This window comes from Saccharopolyspora dendranthemae (assembly GCF_007829955.1).
Taxonomy (GTDB): Bacteria; Actinomycetota; Actinomycetes; order Mycobacteriales; family Pseudonocardiaceae; genus Saccharopolyspora; species Saccharopolyspora dendranthemae.
Genome location: NZ_VIWX01000001.1, coordinates 1,762,526 through 1,787,727, shown reverse-complemented (window position 1 = coordinate 1,787,727; position 25,202 = coordinate 1,762,526). Strand labels below are relative to the sequence as shown.

Annotated in this window: 21 protein-coding genes; 14 read left to right on the top strand and 7 right to left on the bottom strand. The window is 70.4% G+C overall.

Going from position 1 to position 25,202, the window contains the following annotated elements; genetic code table 11:
• Positions 1–106 precede the first annotated feature (106 nt).
• A complete protein-coding gene (locus FHU35_RS08085) occupies positions 107–2,359 on the bottom strand; it encodes an RNA degradosome polyphosphate kinase (protein ID WP_145737702.1) in 2,253 nt (750 codons plus the stop codon).
• Positions 2,360–2,560: 201 nt separating this feature from the next.
• Entirely contained in the window at positions 2,561–3,205 is a 645-nt protein-coding gene (gene cofC, locus FHU35_RS08080; protein ID WP_246110126.1) for a 2-phospho-L-lactate guanylyltransferase, read from the bottom strand.
• Positions 3,206–3,327: 122 nt separating this feature from the next.
• Here cofC and FHU35_RS08075 point away from each other — a divergent pair, with 122 nt between their 5' ends.
• From FHU35_RS08075 to FHU35_RS08060, 4 genes are all read left to right on the top strand, one after another.
• On the top strand, positions 3,328–4,104 hold the full coding sequence (locus FHU35_RS08075; protein ID WP_145737700.1) for a lysophospholipid acyltransferase family protein: 777 nt from the start codon (positions 3,328–3,330) through the stop codon (positions 4,102–4,104).
• Positions 4,091–5,098, top strand: coding sequence for an NAD(P)H-dependent glycerol-3-phosphate dehydrogenase (locus FHU35_RS08070; protein WP_145737699.1), 1,008 nt, complete (start codon positions 4,091–4,093; stop codon positions 5,096–5,098). The genes FHU35_RS08075 and FHU35_RS08070 overlap by 14 nt, the downstream gene beginning before the upstream one ends.
• Positions 5,099–5,141: 43 nt before the next feature.
• Positions 5,142–6,248, top strand: a complete 1,107-nt coding sequence (locus FHU35_RS08065) for a cystathionine gamma-lyase (RefSeq protein ID WP_145737698.1) — start codon at positions 5,142–5,144, stop codon at positions 6,246–6,248.
• Positions 6,249–6,577: 329 nt separating this feature from the next.
• Entirely contained in the window at positions 6,578–7,015 is a 438-nt protein-coding gene (locus FHU35_RS08060; RefSeq protein WP_145737697.1) for a cysteine dioxygenase, read from the top strand.
• Positions 7,016–7,020: 5 nt separating this feature from the next.
• On the opposite strand, the gene FHU35_RS08055 is transcribed toward FHU35_RS08060, so the two are convergent.
• A complete protein-coding gene (locus FHU35_RS08055) occupies positions 7,021–7,665 on the bottom strand; it encodes a pyridoxamine 5'-phosphate oxidase family protein (RefSeq protein ID WP_246110125.1) in 645 nt (214 codons plus the stop codon).
• A gap of 60 nt (positions 7,666–7,725) precedes the next feature.
• Between FHU35_RS08055 and pdxR the strand changes: the two genes are divergently transcribed.
• Together pdxR and FHU35_RS08045 are read left to right on the top strand one after the other, a co-directional pair.
• The gene (gene pdxR, locus FHU35_RS08050; protein WP_145737695.1) at positions 7,726–9,144 is read left to right on the top strand and encodes a MocR-like pyridoxine biosynthesis transcription factor PdxR; all 1,419 of its coding nucleotides are present in this window, start codon (positions 7,726–7,728) and stop codon (positions 9,142–9,144) included.
• Between the two features lie 77 nt (positions 9,145–9,221).
• Positions 9,222–10,313 carry a D-alanine--D-alanine ligase family protein gene (locus FHU35_RS08045; RefSeq protein ID WP_145737694.1) on the top strand — a complete coding sequence of 364 codons (1,092 nt, stop codon included), beginning with the start codon at positions 9,222–9,224 and terminating at the stop codon, positions 10,311–10,313.
• 105 nt (positions 10,314–10,418) lie between these two features.
• On the opposite strand, the gene FHU35_RS08040 is transcribed toward FHU35_RS08045, so the two are convergent.
• Together FHU35_RS08040 and FHU35_RS08035 are read right to left on the bottom strand one after the other, a co-directional pair.
• A complete protein-coding gene (locus tag FHU35_RS08040) occupies positions 10,419–10,997 on the bottom strand; it encodes a DUF3515 domain-containing protein (RefSeq protein ID WP_246110124.1) in 579 nt (192 codons plus the stop codon).
• Positions 10,998–11,045: 48 nt separating this feature from the next.
• A complete protein-coding gene (locus FHU35_RS08035; protein ID WP_145737693.1) occupies positions 11,046–11,279 on the bottom strand; it encodes an Lrp/AsnC ligand binding domain-containing protein in 234 nt (77 codons plus the stop codon).
• 73 nt (positions 11,280–11,352) lie between these two features.
• On the opposite strand from FHU35_RS08035, the gene FHU35_RS08030 reads away from it, so the two are divergent.
• The gene (locus tag FHU35_RS08030; protein WP_186459298.1) at positions 11,353–12,342 is read left to right on the top strand and encodes a thiamine-phosphate kinase; all 990 of its coding nucleotides are present in this window, start codon (positions 11,353–11,355) and stop codon (positions 12,340–12,342) included.
• 68 nt (positions 12,343–12,410) lie between these two features.
• On the opposite strand, the gene FHU35_RS08025 is transcribed toward FHU35_RS08030, so the two are convergent.
• Entirely contained in the window at positions 12,411–13,739 is a 1,329-nt protein-coding gene (locus tag FHU35_RS08025; RefSeq protein WP_145737691.1) for an MFS transporter, read from the bottom strand.
• 358 nt (positions 13,740–14,097) lie between these two features.
• Between FHU35_RS08025 and FHU35_RS08020 the strand changes: the two genes are divergently transcribed.
• The gene (locus FHU35_RS08020; RefSeq protein ID WP_145737690.1) at positions 14,098–14,772 is read left to right on the top strand and encodes a uracil-DNA glycosylase; all 675 of its coding nucleotides are present in this window, start codon (positions 14,098–14,100) and stop codon (positions 14,770–14,772) included.
• A gap of 294 nt (positions 14,773–15,066) precedes the next feature.
• Here the strand turns inward: FHU35_RS08020 and rpmB are convergent, their stop codons facing one another.
• The gene (gene rpmB / locus FHU35_RS08015) at positions 15,067–15,258 is read right to left on the bottom strand and encodes a 50S ribosomal protein L28 (RefSeq protein ID WP_132625373.1); all 192 of its coding nucleotides are present in this window, start codon (positions 15,256–15,258) and stop codon (positions 15,067–15,069) included.
• Between the two features lie 292 nt (positions 15,259–15,550).
• Here rpmB and FHU35_RS08010 point away from each other — a divergent pair, with 292 nt between their 5' ends.
• The 6 genes from FHU35_RS08010 (at position 15,551) to FHU35_RS07985 (ending at position 25,067) form a co-directional block, all read left to right on the top strand.
• On the top strand, positions 15,551–17,107 hold the full coding sequence (locus tag FHU35_RS08010) for a DAK2 domain-containing protein (RefSeq protein ID WP_145737689.1): 1,557 nt from the start codon (positions 15,551–15,553) through the stop codon (positions 17,105–17,107).
• A 105-nt stretch (positions 17,108–17,212) separates the two neighbouring features.
• On the top strand, positions 17,213–17,560 hold the full coding sequence (locus FHU35_RS08005) for a GntR family transcriptional regulator (protein WP_145737688.1): 348 nt from the start codon (positions 17,213–17,215) through the stop codon (positions 17,558–17,560).
• Positions 17,557–18,504: a DUF1648 domain-containing protein gene (locus tag FHU35_RS08000; RefSeq protein ID WP_145737687.1), complete on the top strand. Its 948-nt coding sequence runs from the start codon at positions 17,557–17,559 to the stop codon at positions 18,502–18,504. The genes FHU35_RS08005 and FHU35_RS08000 overlap by 4 nt, the downstream gene beginning before the upstream one ends.
• 111 nt (positions 18,505–18,615) lie before the next feature.
• Entirely contained in the window at positions 18,616–19,074 is a 459-nt protein-coding gene (locus tag FHU35_RS07995; RefSeq protein ID WP_145737686.1) for a hypothetical protein, read from the top strand.
• A gap of 39 nt (positions 19,075–19,113) precedes the next feature.
• Positions 19,114–21,348, top strand: coding sequence for an ATP-dependent DNA helicase RecG (recG, locus tag FHU35_RS07990; protein WP_145737685.1), 2,235 nt, complete (start codon positions 19,114–19,116; stop codon positions 21,346–21,348).
• Positions 21,349–21,689: 341 nt separating this feature from the next.
• Positions 21,690–25,067, top strand: a complete 3,378-nt coding sequence (locus FHU35_RS07985) for a pyruvate carboxylase (RefSeq protein ID WP_145737684.1) — start codon at positions 21,690–21,692, stop codon at positions 25,065–25,067.
• The last annotated feature ends 135 nt before the right edge of the window (positions 25,068–25,202 follow it).

Sequence of the window (25,202 nt, the reverse complement as noted above, 5' to 3'; positions counted from 1 at the left end):
CGGGCGGCGAAGCGCCACCCTCATCCGAGCAGCCTGCACCGCCGCCGTGGGCGAGCCGTGCATCGCCGGTCTTGAGGAGCGGCGTCTTCGGGCCGTCGGCGTTTCGCTAGGAAACCTTCGCGCCGTGGCCGGACAGCATCTCGGTCTGGTGGTCCCGGACCTGCTCACCGCTTCGCGGCGAGGCTTCCCAGTCTCCCTTGGGGTTGAGCACCCAGCAGCGCGTCGACGGGTGCAGCGCGGAGTCCAGCATCGAGTCGAGCTGCGCGGTCAGCTTCGGGTCGGTGACGCGCACCTGCACTTCGATGCGGCGGTCCAGGTTGCGGTGCATCATGTCCGCGCTGCCCAGCCAGTGCTCGTCGATCCCGACGAAGTGGAACACCCGCGAGTGCTCCAGGAAGCGCCCGAGGATCGACCGGACCTCGATGTTCTCGCTGAGCCCGTCGGCTCCCGCCTTGAGGGCGCAGATGCCGCGCACCACGACCTGCACCGGCACACCGGCCAGCGAGGCGCGGTAGAGGGAGTCGATGATCTGCTCGTCGACCAGCGAGTTCACCTTCATCCGGACACCGCAGCTCAAACCTTGCCGGGCGCGCTCGATCTCGGCCTCGATCCGCTCGACGATCCCGTTGCGGATGCCCTGCGGGGACACCAGGATGCGCCGGTAGTCGCCGTGCCTGGCGTAACCGGTGAGCACGTTGAACAGGTCGGTGAGGTCGGCGCCGATCTCCGGGGATGCGGTCAGCAGGCCCAGGTCCTCGTAGATCCGGGCCGTTTTGGGGTTGTAGTTGCCGGTGCCCAGGTGGCAGTAGCGGCGGATCGTCGAACCCTCCTGGCGCACCACGAGGGACGTCTTGCAGTGCGTCTTCAGGCCGACGAGGCCGTAGACGACGTGCACGCCCGCGCGCTCCAGGGTCCGCGCCCACTGGATGTTGGCCTGCTCGTCGAAACGCGCCTTGAGCTCCACCAGGGCCACGACCTGCTTGCCGGCCTCGGCGGCGTCGATGAGGGCGTTGACGATCGGCGAATCGCCCGAGGTGCGGTACAGCGTCTGCTTGATGGCCAGCACGTGCGGGTCTTCCGCCGCCTGCTCGATGAAGCGCTGCACCGAGGTCGAGAACGAGTCGTAGGGGTGGTGCACCAGCACGTCGCCCTCGCGCAGCGTGGAGAAGATGCTCTTGGGCGTCTGCCCCTCGGCGAAGGCCGGGTGGGTGGCGGGCACGAACGGCGAGGGCTTGAGGTCCGGCCGCTGCAGCTTGTCCAGCTGGAACAGGCAGGAGAGGTCGAGAAGCCCCTTGACCTCCACCACGTCGTGCTGGTCGACCTCCAGCTCGCGCAGCAGGAGTTCGAGCATGTTCTCGCTCATGGTGTCGGTGACTTCCAGCCGCACCGGCGGACCGAAGCGGCGGCGCGCCAGCTCCCGCTCCATGGCCTGCAGGAGGTCTTCGTCGCGGTCCTCCTCGACCTCCAGGTCGGCGTTGCGGGTGACGCGGAAGATGTGGTGCTCGGAGACCCGCATCCCCGGGAACAGCTTGTCCAGGTGCGCGGCGATGAGCTCTTCCAGCGGGAGGAACGTGGCCAGCTCGTTCTCGCGGTCGGCCTCCACCCGGATCAGGCGGGGCACGTTGTCCGGGACCTTCACGCGGGCGAAGCGCCGCAGTCCGGCGTCCGGGTCGGTGACCGTCACGGCGAGGTTCAGCGAAAGCCCGGAGATGTACGGGAAGGGGTGCGCCGGGTCGACGGCGAGCGGTGTGAGGACCGGGAAGATGTGGTCCTCGAAGTAGCGGGTGAGCTTGCCGTGGTCGTCCGCACCGAGGTCGTCCCACTCCATGATGCGGATGCCGCCGGCGTCGAGCTCCGGCAGCAGCTCGTCCACGAAGACCCGGCCGAGCTTCTCCATCAGGTCCTGGTTGCGCGCGGCTATGCGCACCAGCTGTTCGTGCGGGGTGAGCCCGTCGGCGCTGCGCACCGACAACCCGGTCTCCTCGCGGCGCTTCAGCCCCGCGACGCGCACCATGTAGAACTCGTCGAGGTTGGACGCGAAGATCGCCATGAACTTCGCGCGCTCCAGCACCGGCTGCGACTTGTCCTCGGCGAAGGCCAGCACGCGCGCGTTGAAGTCGAGCCAGGACAGCTCCCGGTTGAGGTACCGGTCCTCGGGCAGGTCCGTCGTCGCGGCCGCCCGCGTCACCGCAGGCGGCGCGGAGGGGACCCGCGCACCGCCGTTGACCTGAGCGGACTCGTCCGGCTTCGGGCCCGCGGCGGCGCGAGGCGCGGGACGCGGCGCGCGGCTCGTGGCCTTGCCCCGGGACGAGGTGCGCTTTGCGGGCCGCTTCGGCGACCGGTCGCTGTTGGTGCTCACGGTTCCATTGTCGCTCAGAAAACCGCTCCAGATCGACCGCTGAGGCCGTTCATCTGATGTTCGTCCGAGCACACGGCGCCGTCCGCGACGTGCGCAGGGGAACCTTCCTGCCACTCGTTCCCGGGTGGACGCTCCGCGGCGAGTCGCGAGGAAGGGACCCTTCCTGCCATCGGGGCGGACGTGCGGGTGGGAACCTTCCGCTCACTCGCCGGGGTTGAGCCGGGCAGCGGTGAGGGGGCCGAGGCCGGCGGCCTTCGCCGCGTTCAGGTCCTGTTCGGTGTCGACGTCGCGGCGCACGGACTCCCACGGGCCGAGCAGCGTTTTCGCGCCCGACTCGGAGTGCGCGAGCGCGGAGCCCGGACCGAATCGCGGCTCCAGCGGCCGGTGGGGTTCGGCCAGCAGCAGCGTGGTGCCGTCGCCGCGCAGGTCCGGGCAGAACGAGCGGTCGGTTCCGGCCGAGCGCAGCGCCCACCCGAGCTCGCCCGAGCGCAGCGCGGGCAGGTCGGCCTGCAGTGCCCCCACGCGCGTGACGCCGCGGGAGCGCAGCACCTCGTCGCCGTGCCGCAGGGCGGCGTTGAGCCCGTCGGCCGGATCGTCGGGCAGGACCTCGACGCCGAGCTGGGCGAAGGCCTCGGTCAGCTCGGGATCGGAGGAGACCACCAGCACGCTCGCGACCCCGCGCGCCCTGCGAGCGGCGGCCACCGTGTCCAGCGCCATCGCCGTGACCAGCTCGAAGTGCCCGGCCGAGCCTCGGCCGGCCAGCAACCGGGACTTGGCCAGCGCCAGCGGCTTGAGCGGTACCAGCAGCTGCACCCCGGCATCCTCGGGCGTGTTCTCAGTGGTCACGGGAACCATCTTGCGCCAACGTCCGCCGATGCGGTGGAGGCCTTCCCAACTGCCGCCTGGTTGACGAGGCTGTGCCCGGGGCCGGGTAATTTGACTGGCGCTCGAGACCTTGAGGAGTAGTCGTGGCCGAACCGAGAAGCCTCCGGCGGCAGCGGAGGAAGACCAGCGAGAAGGTACGCGGGATGGGTATCTTCTGGCTGGGACTGGCCCGCTGGGTTTTCTACCCGCTGACGCACCTGCTGGCGCGCGTTCGCGTGCGCGGGGCGCACAACATTCCCGCCGAGGGCAGTGCGCTGCTGGTGCTCAACCACGTCTCCCACCTCGACCCGATCTTCGACGCGGTCACCGTTCACCGCTCCGCCCGGGTGCCGCGGTTCATGGCCAAGAACAGCCTGTGGAACCTCCCGCTGGTCCGGAACGTGCTGGTCGGCGTCGAGCAGATCCCGGTCTACCGGGGCACGGCGGACGCGCGGAAGAGCCTGCGCGAGGCGCACTCGGGCCTGGAGAACGGCAAGGTCCTGGTGATCTACCCGGACGGCACCATCACCAAGGACCCCGACGGCTGGCCGATGACGCCGAAGGTCGGCGTGGCCCGGCTGGCGCTGGCCAACGACATCCCCGTCATCCCCGCCGCCCGCTACGGCACCCGCGAGATCTACGACCACTACAACAAGAAGTTCCGGCCCTTCCCGCGCAAGACCGTCAACTACGTCATCGGCGAGCCGCTGGACCTGTCCGCCTACCGGGGCGAAGAGCCCGACGTGGAGACGATCCGCGCAGTCGCGAACCTGGCGATGGGGCGGGTCCGCGAGCTGCTCGGCGAGATCCGCGAGGAGCAGCCGCCCACCGCGTTCTACGCTCCCGCCCGGAAGAACAAGGGGACCGATGGCGCAGCCTGAGCGGATCGCGGTGCTGGGCGCCGGTTCCTGGGGGACGACGTTCGCGAAGGTGCTCGCCGACGCGGGCAACGACGTCTGCCTGTGGGCCCGGCGCCCGCAGGTGGCGGCCGAGATCAACGAAACCCGCTGCAACGACTCCTACCTGCCCGGCATCACGCTGCCCGAGCGGCTGCGGGCCACCGACGACGCCGCGGAAGCGGTGCACGCGGCGGAGTTCGTGGTCTTGGCGGTGCCCAGCCAGACGCTGCGGGAGAACCTGGCCGGGTGGCAGCCGCTGCTGCCTGCCGACGTGACGCTGGTGAGCCTGGCCAAGGGCGTCGAGCTGAGCACCCTCAAGCGGATGAGCCAGGTCGTCGGCGAGGTCGCGGACGTGCCGATGAACCGGGTCGCGGTCGTGTCCGGACCGAACCTGGCCAAGGAGATCGCGGCCGGGCAGCCCACCGCGACCGTGGTGGCCTGCGCGGACGCGGAGCGCGCTGTGGCGCTGCAGAAGGCGTGCTTCACGCCGTACTTCCGGCCCTACACCAACACCGACCTGGTGGGCATCGAGATCTCCGGAGCCTGCAAGAACGTCATCGCTCTGGCGTGCGGGATCGCGGCGGGCCTCGGTTTCGGGCACAACACGATGTCCTCGCTGATCACGCGTGGTCTCGCGGAGACGACGCGGCTCGGTGTCGCGCTGGGGGCCGACCCGATGACCTTCGCCGGGCTGGCGGGGCTGGGCGATCTGGTGGCGACCTGCGCGTCCCCGCTGTCGCGGAACCGGACCTTCGGCGAGCGGCTGGGGCGGGGCGAGACGCTGGCCGAAGCGCAGGACGCCGCCCACGGCCAGGTGTCGGAGGGCGTGAAATCATGCTCGTCGATCCGCCAGCTGGCCGAGCGGCACGGCGTCGAGATGCCCATCACCGACGTGGTGCACCGGGTGTGCCACGAGGGGCTGCAGCCGGGGCCGGCCGCGGCGGAATTGTTGGGACGCGAGCGCAAAGCGGAGTGATCCGCTCCGCGCTCGCGTCGATCGAGCGCGGGGAGCGACCACAGTGGATCTTGGGGATCTCGGAGACGGAACGCGCGTGGTGCACGGCGGGCACCCCGAACCCGAGGCGGGCACCCCGCTGCTGCCCGGACCCGTGTTCGCGGCGCCGTACCACCTGGGCGAGTCGGGTCCCAGCGGTGATTTCTACGGCCGCGCGGGAAATCCGACCTGGCGCGCGCTGGAATCGGCGATCGGTGAGCTCGACGACGGGCACTGCGTGCTGCTTCCCTCCGGGATGGCGGCGACCAGCACGGTGCTGCGCTCGGTGCTGGGCGCGGGGGACAAGCTGGTGCTGCCCTCGGACGGCTACTACGCGTCACGCCAGTTCGTCACCGACGAGCTGACCGAACTCGCCCTCGACGTCCGCGAGATCCCCACTCCGGGCCCGTGGGCCGACGACGTCTTCGACGGCGCTCGGCTGGTCCTGCTGGAAACCCCCTCCAACCCGGGTGGCGACGTGTGCGACATCGCCGCGCTGGCCGAGCGCGCGCACGCGGCCGGTGCGCTGGTGGCGGTCGACAACACCACCGCGACCCCGCTGGGGCAGCGCCCGCTGGAGCTGGGCGCGGACATCGTCATCGCCAGCGACACCAAGGCCCTCTCCGGGCACAGCGACATCCTGCTCGGGCACGTCTCGGTCCGCGACGAGGAGCTGGCGAACCGCCTGGTGCGCGCCCGGTCGCTCTCCGGCGCGATCCCGGGACCCTTCGAGACGTGGCTGGCGCACCGCAGCATGGGAACCCTCGACCTGCGGTTGTCGCGGCAGGCGGAGAACGCCGCCGCTCTGGTCGAGGCCCTGGCCGGTCACCCCGCGGTGAGTGGTCTGCGCTGGCCCGGGCGGGCCGGGGACCCCTCGCACGAGGTGGCCCGCAGGCAGATGCGCCGGTTCGGCGGGGTGTTCTGCTTCGAGCTCGCCGACGCCGACGCCGTGGCGACCTTCATCGCCCGGAGCCGCTTGGTCGTGGCCGCCACCAGCTTCGGCGGGTTGCACAGCACCGCCGACCGCCGAGCCCAGTGGGGCGACCCGGTCCCCGAAGGCTTCCTCCGCTTCTCAGCGGGCTGCGAAACCCCGGAGGACCTGGTCGACGACGTCCTCCGAGCCCTCACCTGATCCTCTCGCTCCGCGGCCACCGCCCCTCGTTCCCCGGGGTGCGGGTGGTGGCGGAGCTCAGTTCACCCCAACGGGTGTGAGGTGAGTCCCGAGTCGTGGGCGTGACGCCGCGGGGTGGTTGACGGCGTCGTGGGGGGCTGGTTGAGTTCGTGTCGTGTTGAAGCGCGCGTTCACCGGCCGACGGGGTCACATCGACCTGCACCACGTCGCCAGCGCGCTCTGTTCGTGTTCTTCGTGTTGATCGGTCTCAGCCACTTCCCGGGTTGATCGCGGCGTCCTCGCGCGCCTGCGCCCCGGGGATCCGTTCACGATCTCCGAAGGACTTCACCGTGTTCGCCGTTCCGCCCAACACCCTCGCCGCGCCTGCCGATCTGAGCATCGCGCACCCCGCGCGCATCGCCCGCGAGTTCGCCGCCGACCGCGCGTCCTGGGCGCACCTGCTGCGCTACGACGCCGATGAGCGCTGGGCCGGGCTGCTCGCTCGCACCGACGCCTACGAGGCGTGGCTGCTGAGCTGGCTGCCCGGCCAGCACACCGATCTGCACGACCACGGTGGTGCCACCGGCGCTTTCACCGTCGTGCAGGGGGATCTGACCGAGCGGGTCGCCAGGCCAGGGGATTCCGAGGTCCTGCACTCGCTGACCGCCGGTCAGTCCCGGGTGTTCGGTCCGCACTACGCCCACCAGGTCAGCAACCTGGGCGTGGACCCGGCCGTGACGATCCACGTCTACCGCCCGCAACGCGCGAACCGCACCCTCCGCGGCTGATCCGCTCAGGACCGCCGCAGAACGTGTTCCGGTACGGGCAGTTCCGCGATCAGGTCGGTGGAGGGCACTGGCGTTCCCCAGGTCTGGTGCAGCGGGAGGACGCCGGCCCACACCTCGTTGGCCTCGATGTCCTCGTCGTCGTCACCGGGGTCTCCGGCGCGGATCTTCACCGAAGCCTCGGTGAGGTCCAGCGCGAGGACGGAGGTCGCGGCGAGCTCCTTCTTGTTGGGCTGCCGCGCGTAGTCCCACGACCCCGGTGCGAGCTGCTCGGTGACCAGGCGCAGTCCTTCCCAGCGCTCGTCCGGGTCCTCCACGTGCCGGACGCGCCCGTGGATCACCGCGGACCGGTAGTTGATCGAGTGGTGCATCATCGAGCGCGAGTACACGATCCCGTCCACTCGCGTCACCGACACGCACACGTCGCCTGCTTCCCGCAGGCTGCGCGCTCCGGTTGATCCGTGCAGGTAGAGCGTGTCGTCACGGCGTCCGTAGCAGGTCGGCAGCACGAGCGGCGTGCCGTTCACGACCAGTGCCAGGTGGCAGATCAGCCCCGCGTCGAGGGTCGCGTGGAGGTCGTCGCGTTCGGTGCGCGCCCGCTTGGCTCCGCGGCGGACGGTGGATCGTTCGGTGGGGGAGAGCTGCGTAGTCACGTCGTCAGGATCACCCGGAGAAGTGGCATCATAGAAGTGCCAATCAGGGAGAATTCTGAAATGCCACATGACGTGCCCGCGGCCAGCTCTCCACTGCTGGAACTGGCCATCGACCTGCATCGGGACGCTGATCTTCCGCTCGCGGTGCAACTCGCCGACGCGCTGCGGCACGCGGCCACGATCGGTCAGCTGCGCGGTGGCGACCGGCTGCCCTCCACGCGCGCTCTGGCCCGGCACCTCGCCATTAGCCGCACCGTGACCGCCGCCGCCTACGAGCAGCTGCACGCCGAGGGCTGGATCGTCGGACGCCGCGGCTCGGGCACCTACGTCACCACCAGCCCGCCCGGTGCCCGCAGCGATGCGGTGCCGCCGCCGGTCCTGGAACCGCGGCGCAACCAGCGCCCGATGGTCGTCCTCGTTCCCGGAGTCCCGTGGGCCGATGGCATCGACCGCGCCATCTGGCGCCGGGCGTGGCGCGCGGCCGCCGATGCCGGGCCCGATCTGCGCCACGAACGGGCCGGGCTGCTCAGCTACCGGGAAGCGGTCGTGGAACACCTGCTGCGGCACCGAGGCCTGGTCATCGGCGGGTGGACGGCCGAGAACGTGCTGGCCACCGGCGGAACCAGCACCGCCCTCGGCGAGCTCGCCGCCGCCGTGCTGCCGCGCGGAGCGAAGGTCGCCGTCGAGGAACCCGGCTACCAGCGCGCGGTGGGTGCGCTGAAAGCGGCCGGGATCCAGGTCGTGCCCGCACCCGTCGACCACTCCGGTCTCATCGTCGAGGAGGTGCCGAGCGGGGTCGCGGCCGTCTACTGCTCACCCGCGCACCAGTTCCCGATCGGCGGACGGCTCCCGGCCGAACGGCGAATCGCACTCATCGAACGCGCCCGCGACGAGGGATGGCTCATCGTCGAGGACGACTACGACGGCGAACTCCGCTACGACGTCGCCCCGCTGCCGGTGCTGGCCTCGATGGCCCCGGACGTCGTGGTGCACCTCGGCACCACCAGCAAGATCCTCACCCCGACGCTCGGCGTGGGCTGGATGCTGGCGGCCGAAAAGATCACCACCGCGGTGCAGCGGCACCGGGACAGCGTCGGTGCGAGCCCCGCGCCCGCCGGGCAGCGGGTCCTGGTGGAGATCGCCCGCCACGGCGACCTCGGCAGGCACCTGCGCCGGCTTCGCAGGGAGCTCTCGCAGCGCCGCGCGATCGTCGTCGAACGCCTGCGGGACGAGGGGCTGGAGGTCTTCGGCGACCGCGCGGGTGCCCACGTCGTGCTGCCGCTGCCCGATGGCGGGACGGAGGAGCGCGTCCGCGAACGAGCAGCGGAGGAGGGGATCGTCCTGGACGGGCTGCGGCGCCACCACGACGGTCCGCAGCGGTGGCACGGGCTCGCCCTCGGCTACGCCGCCTGCACCCGCGACGAACTCGAATCCGCGCTGCCGGTGGTGGCGCGGTTGTGCGGAAAAACCCAGGCGTGACATCCGATACCGCATCGTGTCGCCGGCGGAAGGCCTTCGTAAAACGGCGTGAGCGCGGCCGGGGTATGGTCCGGCGCATGACTTCGCGCAAGACCCGGGTGGCCGTCGTCTTCGGCGGGCGCAGCACCGAGCACGGCATCTCCTGCGTGTCCGGCGGTAGCGTGCTCGCGCACCTGGACCAGGACCGTTTCGAGATCGTGCCGGTGGGCATCACCCAGGAAGGCGCCTGGGTGCTCGGCACCGACGACCCGAAGCAGCTGGAGATCCGGGACCGCAAGGAGCCTGAGGTCGCCGCCAGCACCGCGCTCGCCCTGCCGGGCGACCCGACGCGCCAGGAGCTGGTGCTGCTGGACCCCGAGCGGGGTGGCGAAGTCCTCTCCGGCGTCGACGTCGTGTTCCCGGTGCTGCACGGCGCCTTCGGCGAGGACGGCACGATCCAGGGCCTGTTCGAGATGGCGGACGTTCCCTACGTGGGGCCGGGCGTGCTCTCCAGCGCGGTGTCGATGGACAAGGAGTACACCAAGAAGCTGCTCGCGGCCGAGGGCATCGAGGTCGGCACCTACGAGGTCCTGCGGCGCGGTCAGGAAACGCTGAGTGACGCCCAGCGCGAGCGGCTCGATCTCCCGGTGTTCGTCAAGCCCGCGCGCGCCGGATCCTCGCTAGGGATCACGAAGGTCACCGACTGGTCCGACCTGGAAGCCGCGATCGCCGAAGCCCGCCGCACCGACCCGAAGGTCATCATCGAGACCGGCGTGGTCGGACGCGAGATCGAGTGCGGCGTGCTGGAGTTCCCCGACGGTCGCGTCGAGGCCTCCCAGCCCGCGGAGCTGCGCGTCACGGGCGAGACCGACTGGTACGACTACGAGTCGAAGTACCTCGACGACGTGACCGAGTTCGACCTGCCCGCCAAGATCAGCGACGAGCACACGGCCCAGCTGCGGGACATGGCGGTGCGCGCCTTCGCCGCGCTGGAGTGCCAGGGACTCGCGCGGGTCGACTTCTTCCTGTCCGACCAGGGCGAGCTGATCATCAACGAGGTCAACACGATGCCGGGCTTCACCCCGATCTCGCTGTACCCGCGGATGTGGGCGCACAGCGGCCTCGACTACCCGACGCTGCTGACCACGCTGGTCGACACCGCCACCGCACGAGGTACCGGCCTCCGCTGAGGCGGGGCCCCTCACCAGTTCCCAGTTTTAGTCCAAACCGAGGACCCTTCGCGCCCGAAATGTCCGCTCAGTTATGACTAAAACTGGGAGTGGCCGGGTGGCGGGTCAGGGGAAGACGGGTTGTTTCGGGAGCTTCGCGCCGATCAGCTTCGAAAGATCTTGCAGCGGGCCCGTCCCGGTGTCGGCGGGGGCGCTCAGCGCCACGTACACCGGCCGGTCCACGGCCAGCCACGAGGAATCGCCGCCCTGGTTGATCTCCAGCCAGCTCACCCCCGAGACGTCCATCAGCTGCGACGTCGGGGTCAGCTCGGCAGGAGCGTCGATGCCGCAGCGCACGGTGATCGGGTCGTGCTCCGCATCGCCCCACGCCACGGTCGCGGCGGGTGCCGGTTCGGCCAGCGCCCGGCGCGGCACCGGCGTTCCACCGACCGACAGCTGCGCGGGAAGTGCCGACATCACCGAGGCGCACTCGGCCGACCGGGCCTCCGGTGCCGGGATCGGAGCCGCCGCCAGCGGACCCGTGCGCCGGGCCGCTGCTGCGGCCTCGGCCTCTTCCCGCATCTGGTGCTCACCGTACCAGCCGTAGACGCCGACGCCCGCCACTCCCACGGCCAGCAGCACGCCGAGCGCGATCGCGATGATCAAAACCGGCTTGGGAACACCGGAACCCTCCTGCTCAACCACGTTCCCCACTACAGCACCACGCCGGGAGCCGGGCGGAATAGGGGCACCTCAGAGGTGAACCACCGGACAGGTCAGCGTGCGGGTGATGCCCTCCACGTTCTGGATCTTGGCGACGACCATCTTTCCGAGGAGGTCGACGTTCTCGGCTTCTGCGCGCACGATGACGTCGTAGGGACCGGTGACGTCCTCGGCGCTGATGACGCCGGTGGACCCCGCGATCTCGCCGGCGACGGCGGCCGCTTTGCCGACCTCGGTCTGGATGAGGATGTATGCCTGTACCACGGCGTGCCCCTTCGTCTGGCCCCCGTGCTCGGGGTAGGAAACTGGCAGAAAGCTACCCCATCTGACCGAGCTGATGCTCAAGGAAGGAAGGTCCCAGTTGGGTCCTGACTCGTCCCAGGAACCACAGACCATTTCCCAGGTGGGTGAGTTCAACCTCATCGATCGAGTGACGGCTGGCCGCGAGCAGTCGCCGGGCACGTTGCTCGGCCCTGGTGACGACGCAGCGGTGCTCGCCGCTCCCGACGGTCGCGTGGTGGCCAGCACGGACGTGCTGGTCGAGCACGTCCACTTCCGCTTCGACTGGTCGACACCGCACCAGGTCGGCCGCAAGGCGGTCGCGGTCAACCTCTCCGACATCAACGCGATGGGCGCGGTGCCGACCGGTCTGCTGGTCGGGCTCGGCTGCCCGCCCGACACGCCCGCGGCCGTGGTCGATCAACTCGCCGACGGCCTGTGGGAGGAGGCGCAGCGGGTCGGGGTAGGGATCGTCGGCGGCGACATGGTCACCGCGCCGGCGCTGACCGTCTCGATCACGGTGCTGGGAGACCTGCAGGGCAGGGCTCCGGTCACCCGCTCCGGTGCGCGCCCGGGCGACGTCGTCGCGGTGGCCGGCCGGCTCGGTTGGTCGGCGGCCGGGTTAGCCGTCCTGGGTCGCGGATTCCGCTCCCCGGTGGCGGTCGTGGGGGCGCACCGCGTGCCGGAGCCGCCCTACGGCGCCGGACCGCAGGCCGCCGTCGCGGGCGCCACGTCCATGGTGGACACCTCGGACGGGCTGCTGGCCGACCTCGGCCACATCGCCACCGCGTCGCAGGTCGCCATCGACCTGCGCACGGACCAGGTCGAGATCCCGCAGCGGCTCGTCGAGGTCGCCTCCGCCCTCGGAGCCGACGCCCGGCACTGGGTCCTCACCGGGGGCGAGGACCAGGCGCTGATCGCGACCTTCCCCGCCAACCGGCCCGTACCCCCGGACTTCCGCGAGATCGGCGTGGTCGCGGAGGGATCCGGGGTGACCATCGACGGCGCGGACTACGAGGGCTCCACGGGCTGGGAGCACTGGCGGTAGCCGAACGCGCAGAACGCCCCCTGGCAGCTGCCAGGGGGCGTTCTCGTTTCGTGGTGGGTTCCGGCAGGTCAGCTCGCCGGGGCCGCCGATGGGGCTTCTTGCATCAGCGGTTTCCTCGCCGTCTCCTTCATGAGCATGATCGGCACCAGGGCGACCAGTGCCGCGGCCATCAGGTAGAAGGCGGGGAAGTAGCTGTTGCCCGTGCTGCTCACGACCGCGTCGTTGATCAGCGGCGCGGTACCACCGAAGGCAGCGGTGGACAGGTTGTAGCCGACCGAGAAGGCCGCGTAGCGGACCTTCGTCGGGAACATCGCCGGCAGCGTCGAAGCGAGCGGCCCGATCAGCTGCACGTGGCCGATTGCCAGCAGACCCAGACCGGCGATCGTCGTCAGCACCGTGCCCTGGCTGATCAGCCAGAACGCCGGCACCGGCAGCACCAGGAAGCAGATCGCCGCGGACAGGAACAGCGGCTTGCGGCCGATGCGGTCCGAGAGCGCGCCGATCGGCGTGATGATGATCATCATGAACAGGACCGTCAGCAACAGCGGGATCAGGACCTGGTGCTCCTGCCCATCGGGCACGTTGAGCGTGTCCGAGAGGTAGGTCTCCATGTAGGTCAGGATCGTGTAGTTGGCGACGTTGATCAGGACGACGATGCCGATGAGGATCAGCAGCTGGCGCCACCACTCGCGGACCAGGTCCCGCAGCGGGGACTTGGCGACCTGGTGGGTGTTCTCCAGCTGCTTGAACGCCGGGGTGTCCTCCAGCCTGGAACGCAGGTACAGACCGACACCGCCGAGCGGACCGGCGATCAGGAACGGAATGCGCCAGCCCCACGTCTCCATCGACGTGGCGTCCAGCGTCAGGATCAGGATGGTCGGCACCAGCGCACCGAGGCCGAATCCGACCAGGGTGCCGAATTCGAGCCAGCTGCCCCAGAAGCCGCGCTTGCGGTCCGGGGCGTACTCGGCGATGTAGGTCGCTGCGCCTCCGTATTCGCCACCCGTGGAGAAGCCCTGCAACAAGCGGCACAGCAGCAAGAGCATCGGGGCGAAGATGCCGATGGCTCCGTAGGTCGGCAGCAGGCCGATGACGAACGTCGAGCCCGACATCAGCAGGATCGTCACCGCGAGGACCTTCTGCCTCCCGATCCGGTCACCGAGGGGGCCGAAGAACAGGCTGCCCAGCGGACGGAAGAGGAAGGAGATGGCGAAGACGCCGAACGCGGAAACGGTCTCCAACGGGCCGGGGAAGAACTGGTGGCCGACGTACGCGGCCACGTAGGCGTAGACACCGAAGTCGTACCACTCCGTGCAGTTACCGATCGCCGCTGCGCCGACCGCGCGGCGCAGCAACGACTTCTGCTCCGGTGATTCGGCTGTTTCCTGAGAAGTCATGAGATTGCGGCCCACCTCCGGGTGTTGTCTCCACGCCGTGGTCGATTTCGAACTTCGCCAGAACTTAGCCGAGTGGCCAGGGGGAGGCCACCAAAAGCGCGACATCGAGCATTCCCACGTTATTTGCTTTATCCGGAACCGCACGGCGCCGGCCCCGGAAGGCTGCCCCGGAGCGTCACCGATGGGAGAGGTGAATTTCAGGGGTGACGGGCGGAAATAGCGCCAACGGAGTAGTCCCGATTACGCATGTGGGCCGATTCGCGATCGCCGTTACGGCTTTGGTATGTGACGTGTGCCACTGTCGGGTGGTTGTGGGGTTGCGTGCGGGACTCGCGGTGTCGATCGATAGCCTCCCGGCATGGCAGCACGTCCACTGCACGAAACCGTCGAAGCCGGCTGGGCGGAGGCGCTCGCTCCCGTTGCGGATCAGATCACGGCGATGGGCGAGTTCCTGCGCTCCGAGGTCGCCGAGGGCCGCACGTACCTCCCGGCTCCGGAGAACGTGCTGCGCGCGTTCCAGCAACCGTTCCACGACGTCCGCGTGCTCATCGTCGGCCAGGACCCGTACCCGACGCCCGGCCACCCGGTCGGCCTCAGCTTCTCCGTCGCCGAGGGCGTCGCGCCACCGCGCAGCCTGGTCAACATCTTCCGCGAGTACGGCGAAGACCTCGGCCACCCCAAGCCCACGAGCGGGGACCTCACGCCCTGGACCGAGCGGGGCGTGCTGCTGCTCAACCGCGCCCTCACCGTCAGCCCCGGCAAGCCGGGCTCGCACCGGGGCAAGGGCTGGGAGCAGGTCACCGCACAAGCGATCAAAGCCCTTGCCGCCCGCGAAGAACCGCTCGTGGCGATCCTGTGGGGGCGTGACGCGCGCGACCTGAGGCCGCTGATGCCCGGGGTGGAATGCGTCGAGTCGCCGCACCCGAGCCCGATGTCGGCCGACCGCGGGTTCTTCGGATCGCGTCCCTTCAGCAGGACGAACGAGATCTTGCAGGGCAAGGGGTGGGAACCCATCGACTGGAAGCTCCCCTGATCCTTTTTGGGTCCTGCCTACTGCTCTCTGGTTCCGCTGCTTGGGGGCGCGGGTGGCGGAACCTCAGACACCTCCTGGGTCCGGGATCCGAGACTTGAGTATGAGGGGATACGCGGCGCTTCGGCTGTCCTCCCCAGGAGGCGTCTGAGAACCCGCGGCGGTGCCGGTTGCGTGCTGGGGGTGGTGAGAAACCGGCTTCGCCGGTTGCCTGACGTGCTCGTTCAGGGTGTTCCGCCCTCGGACAGCAGAAAACCCCGAGGTGAATCACCTCGGGGTTCCTAGCCTCGAAAACCCTCAGCCGCGGGCGACCTTGCCTGCCTTCATGCAGGAGGTGCACACGTTCATGCGCTTGCGCTGGGACAGACCGATCTTGGCGTGCACGGTCTGAATGTTCGGGTTCCACCGGCGCTTGGTCTTCCGGTGGGAGTGCGAGACCGAGTTGCCGAAGCCTGGTCCCTTGCCACAGACGTCGCAGACGGCAGCCACGTCAGACACCCCTTACTTTGCTTGACGGTTACAGCGATGAGAGCTCCGCAGTCCTGCCACGCCGAAGCGGAGTGGTACGTGCGGGAGCGCTTCCTGCTCACCGCCGTGCGGCGGCCTGAGCCCGGAGAACCCGGTTGCCCGGGGTCATCGCCACCCTGGGACCGGATCAGTCTAGCCCACCGCTACCGGGAGCTTCCGAGGTGGGGGCCTGTGTGCGCCGGAGCACCGCGAGGTCACCGGCGGCGGATAGTCTCGGCTCCGACCGATCCTAACTCGCGTGGGAGGTTCCCGGGTGTTGCGGACGCTGAACGCGGCGACTGCCCGGCGCTGGGCGGACCTGGTCCTGTCGGCGCTGACGGCCGAGCGCGACGCGATCGACCGGATCAACGTCTACCCGGTGGCCGATGGTGACACCGGGACCAACCTGCTGCAGACCGTGCGCGCCGCGGTGCGCACCCTCGACGAGGCCGCTCCGGACACCCTCGGCGGCGTGCTCGGCGCGCTGTCCAAGGGGGCTCTCGGCGGCGCCTGCGGGAACTCCGGGATGTTGTTGTCGCAGGCCATCAGGGGTATCGCCGAGCAGCTTCGGGATGCGGAGACCGCGGACGGGGCGGCCTGGCGGGAGGCGCTGCGGCGAGCGGACGAGCTGGCGCGCCAAGCCGTCGCCGAACCTCAGGAGGGAACGCTGCTGTCGGTGCTGCGGGCGGCGGTCCGCGGCGCGGAGGGCTCCGGCGAGCTGGGCGAGGTGGTGCGCACGTCGACGCGGGCGGCGATCGACGCGCTGGCGGCCACGCCCGCTCAGCTGCCCGTGCTGTCGGAGGCCGGGGTCGTCGACGCGGGCGGACGCGGGCTGGTGATCCTGCTCGACGCGCTGCACGCGGTGGTCCGCGAGGGCGAGTGGTTGGCCCCGAACTCCCCGGTGCCCGGTGAAGCGGACCACCTGGAGCACGAGTCGAGCTTCTCCTACGAGGTCATGTACCTGCTGGCGGACACCGACGCGGGGCGGGCCGAGGCGTTGCGCGGGCGGCTCGCGGAGTTGGGCGACTGCGTGTCGGTCGTGGGCGACGGGCTCGACTCCTGGGCGGTGCACGTCCACTGCGACGACATCGGGGGCGCGATCGAGACGGGCATCGAGTCGGGCCGGGTGCACCGCATCAAGGTGACCCGCTTCGCCGACCAGCAGGCCGCCTACGCCCGCGAGGTGGCGGTGCTGGCGTGCGTGCCGGGGGAGGTGCTCGGCGAGATCTTCGCCGCCGAGGGCGCCGACGTGCTGGTCACCGACGCGTTGCCGGTACCGGCGGAGCTGCGGGAGGCGTTCGCCGGCACCGGTGCCGGGCACGTCGTGGTGCTCCCCAACGACCTGGACACGGCGTTGGTCGTGGAGCGGGCCGTGACCGACATGTCCGAGGGTCCCGAGGTCGTGGTGGTGCCGACCGCGTCGTCGGTGCAGGGGCTGGCCGCGCTCGCGGTGCACGATCCGCACCGCCGCCGGGCATCGGATCAGGTCGCGATGGCGGAGGCCGCGGCAGCGACCCGCCGAGGTGAGCTCTACGTGGCCGATGTGGAGGCGCTGACGTGGGTCGGTCGCTGCCGTCCCGGTGACATCCTCGGCCTGATCGACGGCGAGGTCGTGCTCATCGGTGAGGACCTGACGACCACGGCGCAGGAACTGCTGACGCGGATGCTCACCACCGGCGGTGAGTTGTTCACCGCGCTCATCGGCGACAACACCCCGCCCGATCTGCTCGGGGAACTCTCCGCTCACCTGCGTCGCGTGCACCCCGAGGTGGAGATGGCGAGCTACCCGGCCGGTGCCCTCGACTCGTTGCTGCTGGTCGGTATCGAGTAGTCCGGTTTCGCGAGCCGGGGAACCTTCCTGTCAGTGACGGGAGGTTCCCCGCTTCTGTCGCGCCGCTTTCAGGATGAGTTCAATGATGCTAGTGTCATTAGCACCATGTTGCTCTCATTGGACCTAGAGGACGGTCGGCCCCTGCACGAGCAGGCCGCCGACGCGATCCGGCGCGCCATCGCGGCCGGCGAGGTGGAACCGGGCGATCGGCTGCCTCCCGCCCGCGACCTCGCCGACGCCATGCGCATCAACGCCAACACCGTGCTGCGGGCGCTGCGCGAGCTGCGGGCGGAAGGGCTGCTGGAGTTCCGCCGCGGGCGAGGGGTGACCGTGCTGCACCGCCCGGACCCGGAACAGGGGCTGCGCTCGCGACTGCGCGACCTGGTGGCCGACTCGCGCCGCCAGGGATTCACCACCGAGGAGCTGGCTCGGTGGATCGAGGAGGAATCGTGAACCACCGGAAGATCTTCCTGGCCGTCTCGCTCGTCTGGACCGCGATCGTGGCGCTGGTCCTCATCGGGCTGCTGGGGGTGTGGCGCGACCGGCTCCCGGACCCGATCGCCACCCACTGGGGATTCAACGGCGTCGCCGACGGCTCCTCGGCCGCCTCCGTGTTCCCGCTGATCATGCTGCCCGGATGGCTCGTCCTGGCGGGGCTGGCGGTGGCCGCGGGAACGCTGGGCAAGCGACGTGCCCACCGCGCCGGTTCCGCGGCCGGGCTGGCGGCGATGGCCTTCTTCCTCGCGGGGATCACGGCCTCGACGCTCCTGGCGAACCTCGATCACACCACCTGGCAGGACGTCCGGCTGCCGGGGTGGCACGTGCCCGCGGTGCTGGTCGCGGCTGTCGTGGCCGGTGGCCTCGGGTGGCTCCTCGGCAACCGCGGGCCGGACGAACCGGGCGCCGAGCACGACGCGGCAGGTGAGCTCGCTCTCGAACCGGGTCAGCGCGCGGTGTGGATCTCCTCGGTGACCAGCCCGGTCCTCGCCGTGGTCGGAGTCGTCTCGTTAGCGGTCGGCTTGGGCACCCTGGCCCTGGAGCTCTGGCCGGTCGCGCTGCCCGCGCTGCTGGTGGGAATCGTCGTGTCAGCGCTGTCGACCGTCCGGATCCGCGTCGACGAGCGCGGTGTGAGCGCCGCCTTCGGCCCGCAGCGCTTCCCGGTGCGCCGGATCGGCTTGAAGCAGATCAGCAGCGCCGGAGTCGCGCGCCACCGCGCGCTGGAGGTCGGCGGCTGGGGATACCGGGTCCGTCCCGCCACCACCGCGATCATGCTGCGCAGCGGTGAGTGCCTGGTGCTGCGCCTGACCTCCGGCCGCGACTTCGTCATCAGCGTGGACAAGCCGGAGCGCGGCGCGGAACTGATCAACGGCCTGCTCTCGGAGCGCTCGGCGATGTGAGGATGGGAACCTTCCGCTCACCGCCCGCGCGTCGTCCCGGGTGGTGAGCGGACCCGGCGTCCGGTGCCGCTAATCTCGAACCGAGTCGTCGAGCGACGCGGGAGAGAAGCAGTGCGGATCCGGAGCCGGTACGTGTGGTTGATCGGTGGCTGGACGCTGTTCGTGGCGGTGCTGATGCTGGCCGTGCCGTTGATGGCGGGTGCCCGGCTGCCCGAACCCATCGCCGTCGAGTGGACCGCCACCGGGACGCCGGAGAGTTCCAGCTCGCTGCGCGATTTCCTGGTCGGCAAGCTGCTGTGGTGGCTGGTGGTCGCCGCGGTGTGGAGCGCGCTCGTGCTGCGCGGGGTGCTCCGCAAGCGCGGGGAGGAGCTGGCAGGTGCCGTGATGGCGGTGTTCGGCTGGGTGATGCTGGGAACCGTGGTGCTGACGACGTTGGCCAACCTGGACGCACCGGACTTCCGCGACGCCACCGGACTCGACGGCGAGGGCTGGTTGCTGCTCGGCGCGCTCCCGATGGCGTGGGCCGGGTGGCGGTTCGGCGGCAGGGAAGCAGTCGGTGCCGCCGAGTAACCTGCGGTGCCATCCGAGGACGCAGGCGGAGGACGTGCAGTGACCACATTGGACGCGAAGCTCGACCGGTTGTTGGGTGCCAAGACCGGCAAGGCGCTCGAGTCTGCGCTCGGCCTGGTCACCGTCGGCGACCTGCTGCGGCACTACCCCCGCCGCTATGCGGAGCGCGGTGAGCTGACGGCGATCGCAGGACTGGAGCTCGGCGAGCACGCGACGGTGCTGGCCAAGGTCGAGCGGGTCACCAAGCGCACCATGAAGTCCCGCCGCGGCACCATCGTCGAGGCCCGCATCACCGACGGGCACCGGTCGTTGTCCTGCACGTTCTTCAACCAGGCCTGGCGCGAGCGGGAGCTGATCCCCGGCAAGCGCGGCATGTTCGCGGGCAAGGTCACCGCCTTCCGCGAGCAGCTGCAGCTCGCGCACCCCGAGTACCAGCTGTTCGACTCGGAGGCCACCGACGTCGGGACCGCCGCCGAGGAGTTCGCGAGTGCGCTGCTGCCGGTGTACCCGTCGGCGCAGGGACTCCCGTCCTGGTCGCTCGCGCGCTGCGTGAAGCAGGTGCTCGACGTGTGGGACGGGACCGACGACCCGCTGCCGCCCGAACTGCGCGAGCGGCTGGGCCTGGCGGTGCTGGAGGACGCGCTGCGCAAGATCCACGTGCCGCAGAACTTCGGTGAGGTCGCCGCCGCGCAGGAGAGGCTCAAGTGGGACGAGGCGCTGGCCGTTCAGCTCAGGCTGGCGCAGCGGCGCAGCGCCACCAAGTCGCACCCGGCGCCGGTGTGCGAGCGCCGCGACGACGGCGTGCGGGTGGCCTTCGACGAGCGGATGCCCTTCGAGCTGACCAAGGGCCAGCGGGAGATCGGCGAGCAGATCGCCGTCGACCTGGGCACCGAGCACCCGATGAACCGCCTGGTCCAGGGCGAGGTCGGCAGCGGCAAGACGATCGTGGCGCTGCGCGCGATGCTGCAGGCCGTCGACGCCGGGAGGCAGGCGGCGATGCTCGCGCCCACCGAGGTGCTGGCCGCGCAGCACGCGCGTTCGCTGCGCGAACTGCTCGGCGACCTGGCCATGGCCGGGGAGCTCGGGGGAGCCGAGAACGCGACCCGGGTGACCTTGCTGACGGGCTCGCTCAACACCGCGCAGCGGCGCAAGGCGATGCTCGAGGCGGCCTCCGGCGAGGCCGGGATCGTCGTCGGCACGCACGCGTTGATCCAGGACAAGGTGTCCTTCGCCGACCTCGGGATGGTCGTGGTCGACGAGCAGCACCGCTTCGGCGTCGAGCAGCGCGATGCCCTGCGGGCGCGCGGGGGCGAGGAGACCGCACCGCACGTGCTGGTGATGACGGCGACGCCGATCCCGCGCACGGTGGCGATGACGGTCTACGGCGACCTGGAAACCTCGGCGCTGCGCGAACTCCCGCAGGGGCGCTCGCCGATCAGCACCAGCGTGGTCCCGATTTCGGAGAAGCCGGCGTGGCTGGACCGGGCGTGGGCGCGCATCCACGAGGAGGTCGCCGCCGGGCACCAGGTCTACGTGGTGTGCCCGCGGATCGGCGACGACGAGGAGAGCTCGGGCAAGGGCAAGAAGACCAAGAAGTCCACTGTGGATGACGGTGACGGCGAGGAGCCGCCGCCGGAGGACGACGGCGGCGAGCAGCGGCGTCCTCCGGTCGCGGTGATCGACGTGGCCGAGCAGCTGGCCGCGGGCCCGCTCTCCGGGCTGCGGCTGGGAATCCTGCACGGCCGGTTGGCGCCGGACGACAAGGACGCGGTGATGCGGTCTTTCGCCGCGGGTGAGCTGGACGTTCTGGTGGCCACCACCGTCATCGAGGTCGGCGTCAACGTCCCCAACGCGACCGTCATGGTGATCATGGACGCGGACCGGTTCGGGGTGTCGCAGCTGCACCAGCTGCGCGGCCGGGTCGGCCGGGGCAGCGCGGCGGGGCTGTGTCTGCTGGTCACCGAGGCCATGGGCGGCACCACCACGCGCGAGCGGCTCGACGCGGTCGCCTCGACGACCGACGGTTTCGAGCTCGCGCGGCTGGACCTGGAGCTGCGCCGCGAGGGCGACATCCTGGGTGCCGCGCAGTCGGGTCGCAAGTCCGGGCTCAAGATGCTGTCGTTGTTGCGCGACGAGGAGGTCATCGCCCAGGCTCGGGAGGAGGCGGACCGCTTCGTCGGGGCGGACCCGGAGCTGCGGGAGCACTCGGGGCTGGCGCGGATGGTGGCCGAGGTGGTCGACGACGACCGCGCGGAGTACCTGGAGAAGTCGTGATCGCCTCCCTCTGGGGCGTGAAATCCCGGAATCTGGGCAGTTTTGGTCCGAACTGACCGGGCAAATGCGGCATCGATCGTGGGCGGTTCGGACCAAAACCGGCCACGTGTTGCTCCCAGGTGTCCACGAGATGACCACACCGCTTCGAATAGGTGAGCGAAAGTTCTGCGAATGGAAAGAATGCATGATTTTCTTTCCGATGCAGCTTGTGTGTTCCCCGCATTTGCGCTGGTCATCAGGGGTGTGGAGGTCTTCATCACCTGAGGGGTTCTCCCGTTGCGGGGAATTTTCGCGGTAGTGTCTTCCACACCGACCGACACCTGTTATCCGAGGGAGCCGGCATGTTCCGCAAGGTGCTCGTCGCCAACCGCGGCGAGATTGCGATTCGCGCTTTCCGCGCCGCCTACGAGCTGGGAGCGGGCACCGTCGCGGTGTTCCCGCACGAAGACCGCAACTCGTTGCACCGCCTGAAAGCCGATGAGTCGTACGAGATCGGCGAACCCGGCCACCCGGTCCGGGCCTACTTGTCCGTGGACGAGATCATCAGCGCCGCGCAGCAGGCGGGCGCCGACGCGATCTACCCCGGCTACGGCTTCCTGTCCGAGAACCCCGATCTCGCCAGGGCGTGCCACGAAGCGGGCATCACCTTCGTGGGTCCGAGCCAGCAGATCCTCGAGATGACCGGCAACAAGGCCACCGCCGTGGCCGCCGCGCGCGACGCGGGCGTCCCGGTGCTGGACTCCTCGCCGCCCACCCGCGACATCGATGAGCTCCTGGCCGCCTCCGAGCAGATGACCTTCCCGGTCTTCGTGAAGGCGGTCGCCGGCGGCGGTGGGCGCGGCATGCGGCGCGTCGACGAGCCGTCCGCGCTGCGCGAGGCGCTGGAAGCGGCGATGCGCGAAGCGGAGTCCGCCTTCGGCGACGCGACGGTGTTCCTGGAGCAGGCCGTGGTCAACCCGCGGCACATCGAGGTGCAGATCCTCGCCGACGGCGCGGGCAACGTCGTGCACCTCTTCGAGCGCGACTGCTCGGTGCAGCGACGGCACCAGAAGGTCATCGAGATCGCCCCGGCCCCGAACCTCGACCCGAAGCTGCGGGAGCGGATCTGCGCCGACGCGGTCGCCTTCGCCCGCAAGATCGGCTACGTCAACGCCGGAACGGTCGAGTTCCTCGTCGACGAGCGCGGCAACCACGTGTTCATCGAGATGAACCCGCGGATCCAGGTCGAGCACACGGTGACCGAGGAGGTCACCGACGCCGACCTCGTCCAGTCGCAGATGCGCATCGCCGGCGGCGAGACGCTGGAGCAGCTGGGCATGACCCAGGACGAGATCCGACTGCGCGGCGCCGCCCTGCAGTGCCGCATCACCACCGAGGACCCGGCCAACGGGTTCCGGCCGGACACCGGCATGATCAGCGCTTACCGGTCCCCGGGCGGCGCGGGCATCCGCCTCGACGGCGGAACCGCTTTCGCGGGAACCAGCATCAGCGCGCACTTCGACTCGATGCTGGTCAAGCTGTCCTGTCGAGGCCGCGACTTCCCCACGGCGGTCGGTCGCGCCCGCCGCGCCCTGGCCGAGTTCCGCATCCGCGGCGTGTCCACGAACATCCCGTTCCTGCAGGCGGTCCTGGACGACGACGACTTCGGCGAAGGGCGCGTCACCACCTCGTTCATCGACGAGCGCCCGCAGCTGCTCACCGCCCGGCACTCCGCCGACCGCGGCACCCGGCTGCTCAACTACCTCGCCGACGTCACCGTCAACAAGCCCAACGGCGACCGGCCGGGCGCGGCGGACCCGACCTTCAAGCTCCCCGAGGTCGACCTGACGGCCGCGCCGCAGCCCGGTTCGAAGCAGAAGCTCACCGAACTCGGCCCGGAGGGGTTCGCGCGCTGGATGCGCGAGAACGGCAGGGTCGGCGTCACCGACACGACCTTCCGCGACGCCCACCAGTCGCTGCTGGCCACCCGGGTGCGCAGCAAGGACCTGCTGGCCGTCGCGCCGCACGTGGCGCGGATGACGCCGGACCTGCTGTCGGTGGAGTGCTGGGGCGGTGCCACCTACGACGTCGCGCTGCGGTTCCTCGCCGAGGACCCGTGGGAGCGGCTGGCGAAGCTGCGTGAGGCCGTCCCCAACATCTGTCTGCAGATGCTGCTGCGCGGGCGCAACACCGTCGGCTACACGCCGTACCCGACGGAGGTGACCGAGCACTTCGTGCAGGAGGCCACCAGCACCGGCATCGACATCTTCCGGATCTTCGACGCGCTCAACGACGTCGAGCAGATGCGCCCGGCCATCGAAGCCGTGCGCAACACCGGGAAGTCCGTCGCCGAGGTGGCGCTGTGCTACACCGCTGATCTGTCCAATCCGGACGAGAAGCTCTACACGCTGGACTACTACCTGCGTCTGGCCGAGCAGATCGTCGACGCCGGTGCGCACGTGCTGGCGATCAAGGACATGGCCGGGCTGCTGCGGCCGCCGGCCGCTGCGAAGCTGGTCTCCGCGCTGCGCTCGGAGTTCGACCTGCCGGTGCACCTGCACACCCACGACACCCCGGGCGGGCAGCTGGCGACCTACATGGCCGCCGTGCAGTCCGGTGTGGACGCCGTGGACGCGGCGACGGCGTCGATGGCGGGCACCACCTCGCAGCCCGCGCTGTCGTCGTTGGTCGCCGCCACCGACTACACCGAGCGCACCACCGGGCTGGACCTGCAGTCCGTGTGCGACCTGGAGCCCTACTGGGAATCGGTGCGCAAGATCTACCAGCCCTTCGAGGCCGGGCTGGCCTCGCCGACCGGCCGGGTCTACTCCCACGAGATCCCCGGCGGTCAGCTGTCCAACCTGCGCACCCAGGCGGTCGCGCTCGGTCTCGGCGACAAGTTCGAGGAGATCGAGGCCATGTACGCCGCGGCCGACCGGATCCTCGGCCGGCTGGTCAAGGTCACCCCGTCCTCGAAGGTCGTCGGTGACCTGGCCCTGCACCTCGTGGGTGCGGGTGTCTCGCCCGCCGACTTCGAGGCCGAGCCGCGCAAGTTCGACATCCCCGACTCGGTGATCGGCTTCCTGCAGGGCGAGCTGGGCGACCCGCCGGCCGGCTGGCCGGAGCCCTTCCGCACCCGCGCGCTGGAAGGCCGCACCAGCACCCGCGCGATCGCGGAGCTGTCGGACGAGGACCAGGACGGGCTGCTCAACGACCGGCGCAACACCCTGAACCGGTTGATGTTCGCCAAGCCCACCAAGGAGTTCCAGGAGCACCGAGAGGCCTACGGCGACACCTCGCTGCTGCGCAGCAAGGACTTCTTCTACGGTCTCAAGCCGGGCGAGGAGTACTCGGTCGACCTGGAGCCGGGCGTGCGGCTGCTCCTCGGGCTGGAGGCCATCAGCGAGCCCGACGAGCGCGGCATGCGCACGGTGATGGCGGTGCTCAACGGGCAGTTGCGGCCGATCCAGGTCCGGGACCGCTCGGTGGCCACCGACCTGCCGGTCGCGGAGAAGGCCGACCGCTCCAACCCCGGTCACGTCCCGGCCCCGTTCGCCGGCGTGGTCACCCTCGCGGTCTCCGAAGGCGACGCCGTTGATTCGGGCCAGACGGTCGCCACGATCGAGGCCATGAAGATGGAGGCCGCGATCACCGCCCCGCAGGGCGGCCAGGTCAAGCGCCTCGCGATCGGCTCGGTGCAGCAGGTCGAGGGCGGGGACCTCATCGTCGAACTCGGCTGACCCGCACATCGCCGGACCCCTCGAAACGGGCCGTTCCTCCTCGGAGGGGCGGCCCGTTTCGTTGTACCTGCTCACCCGATGCGGTGAATGCGGGGAGGCGTGGCAACAGGAGTCCCGGTGCGCTCCGTGTTCTCG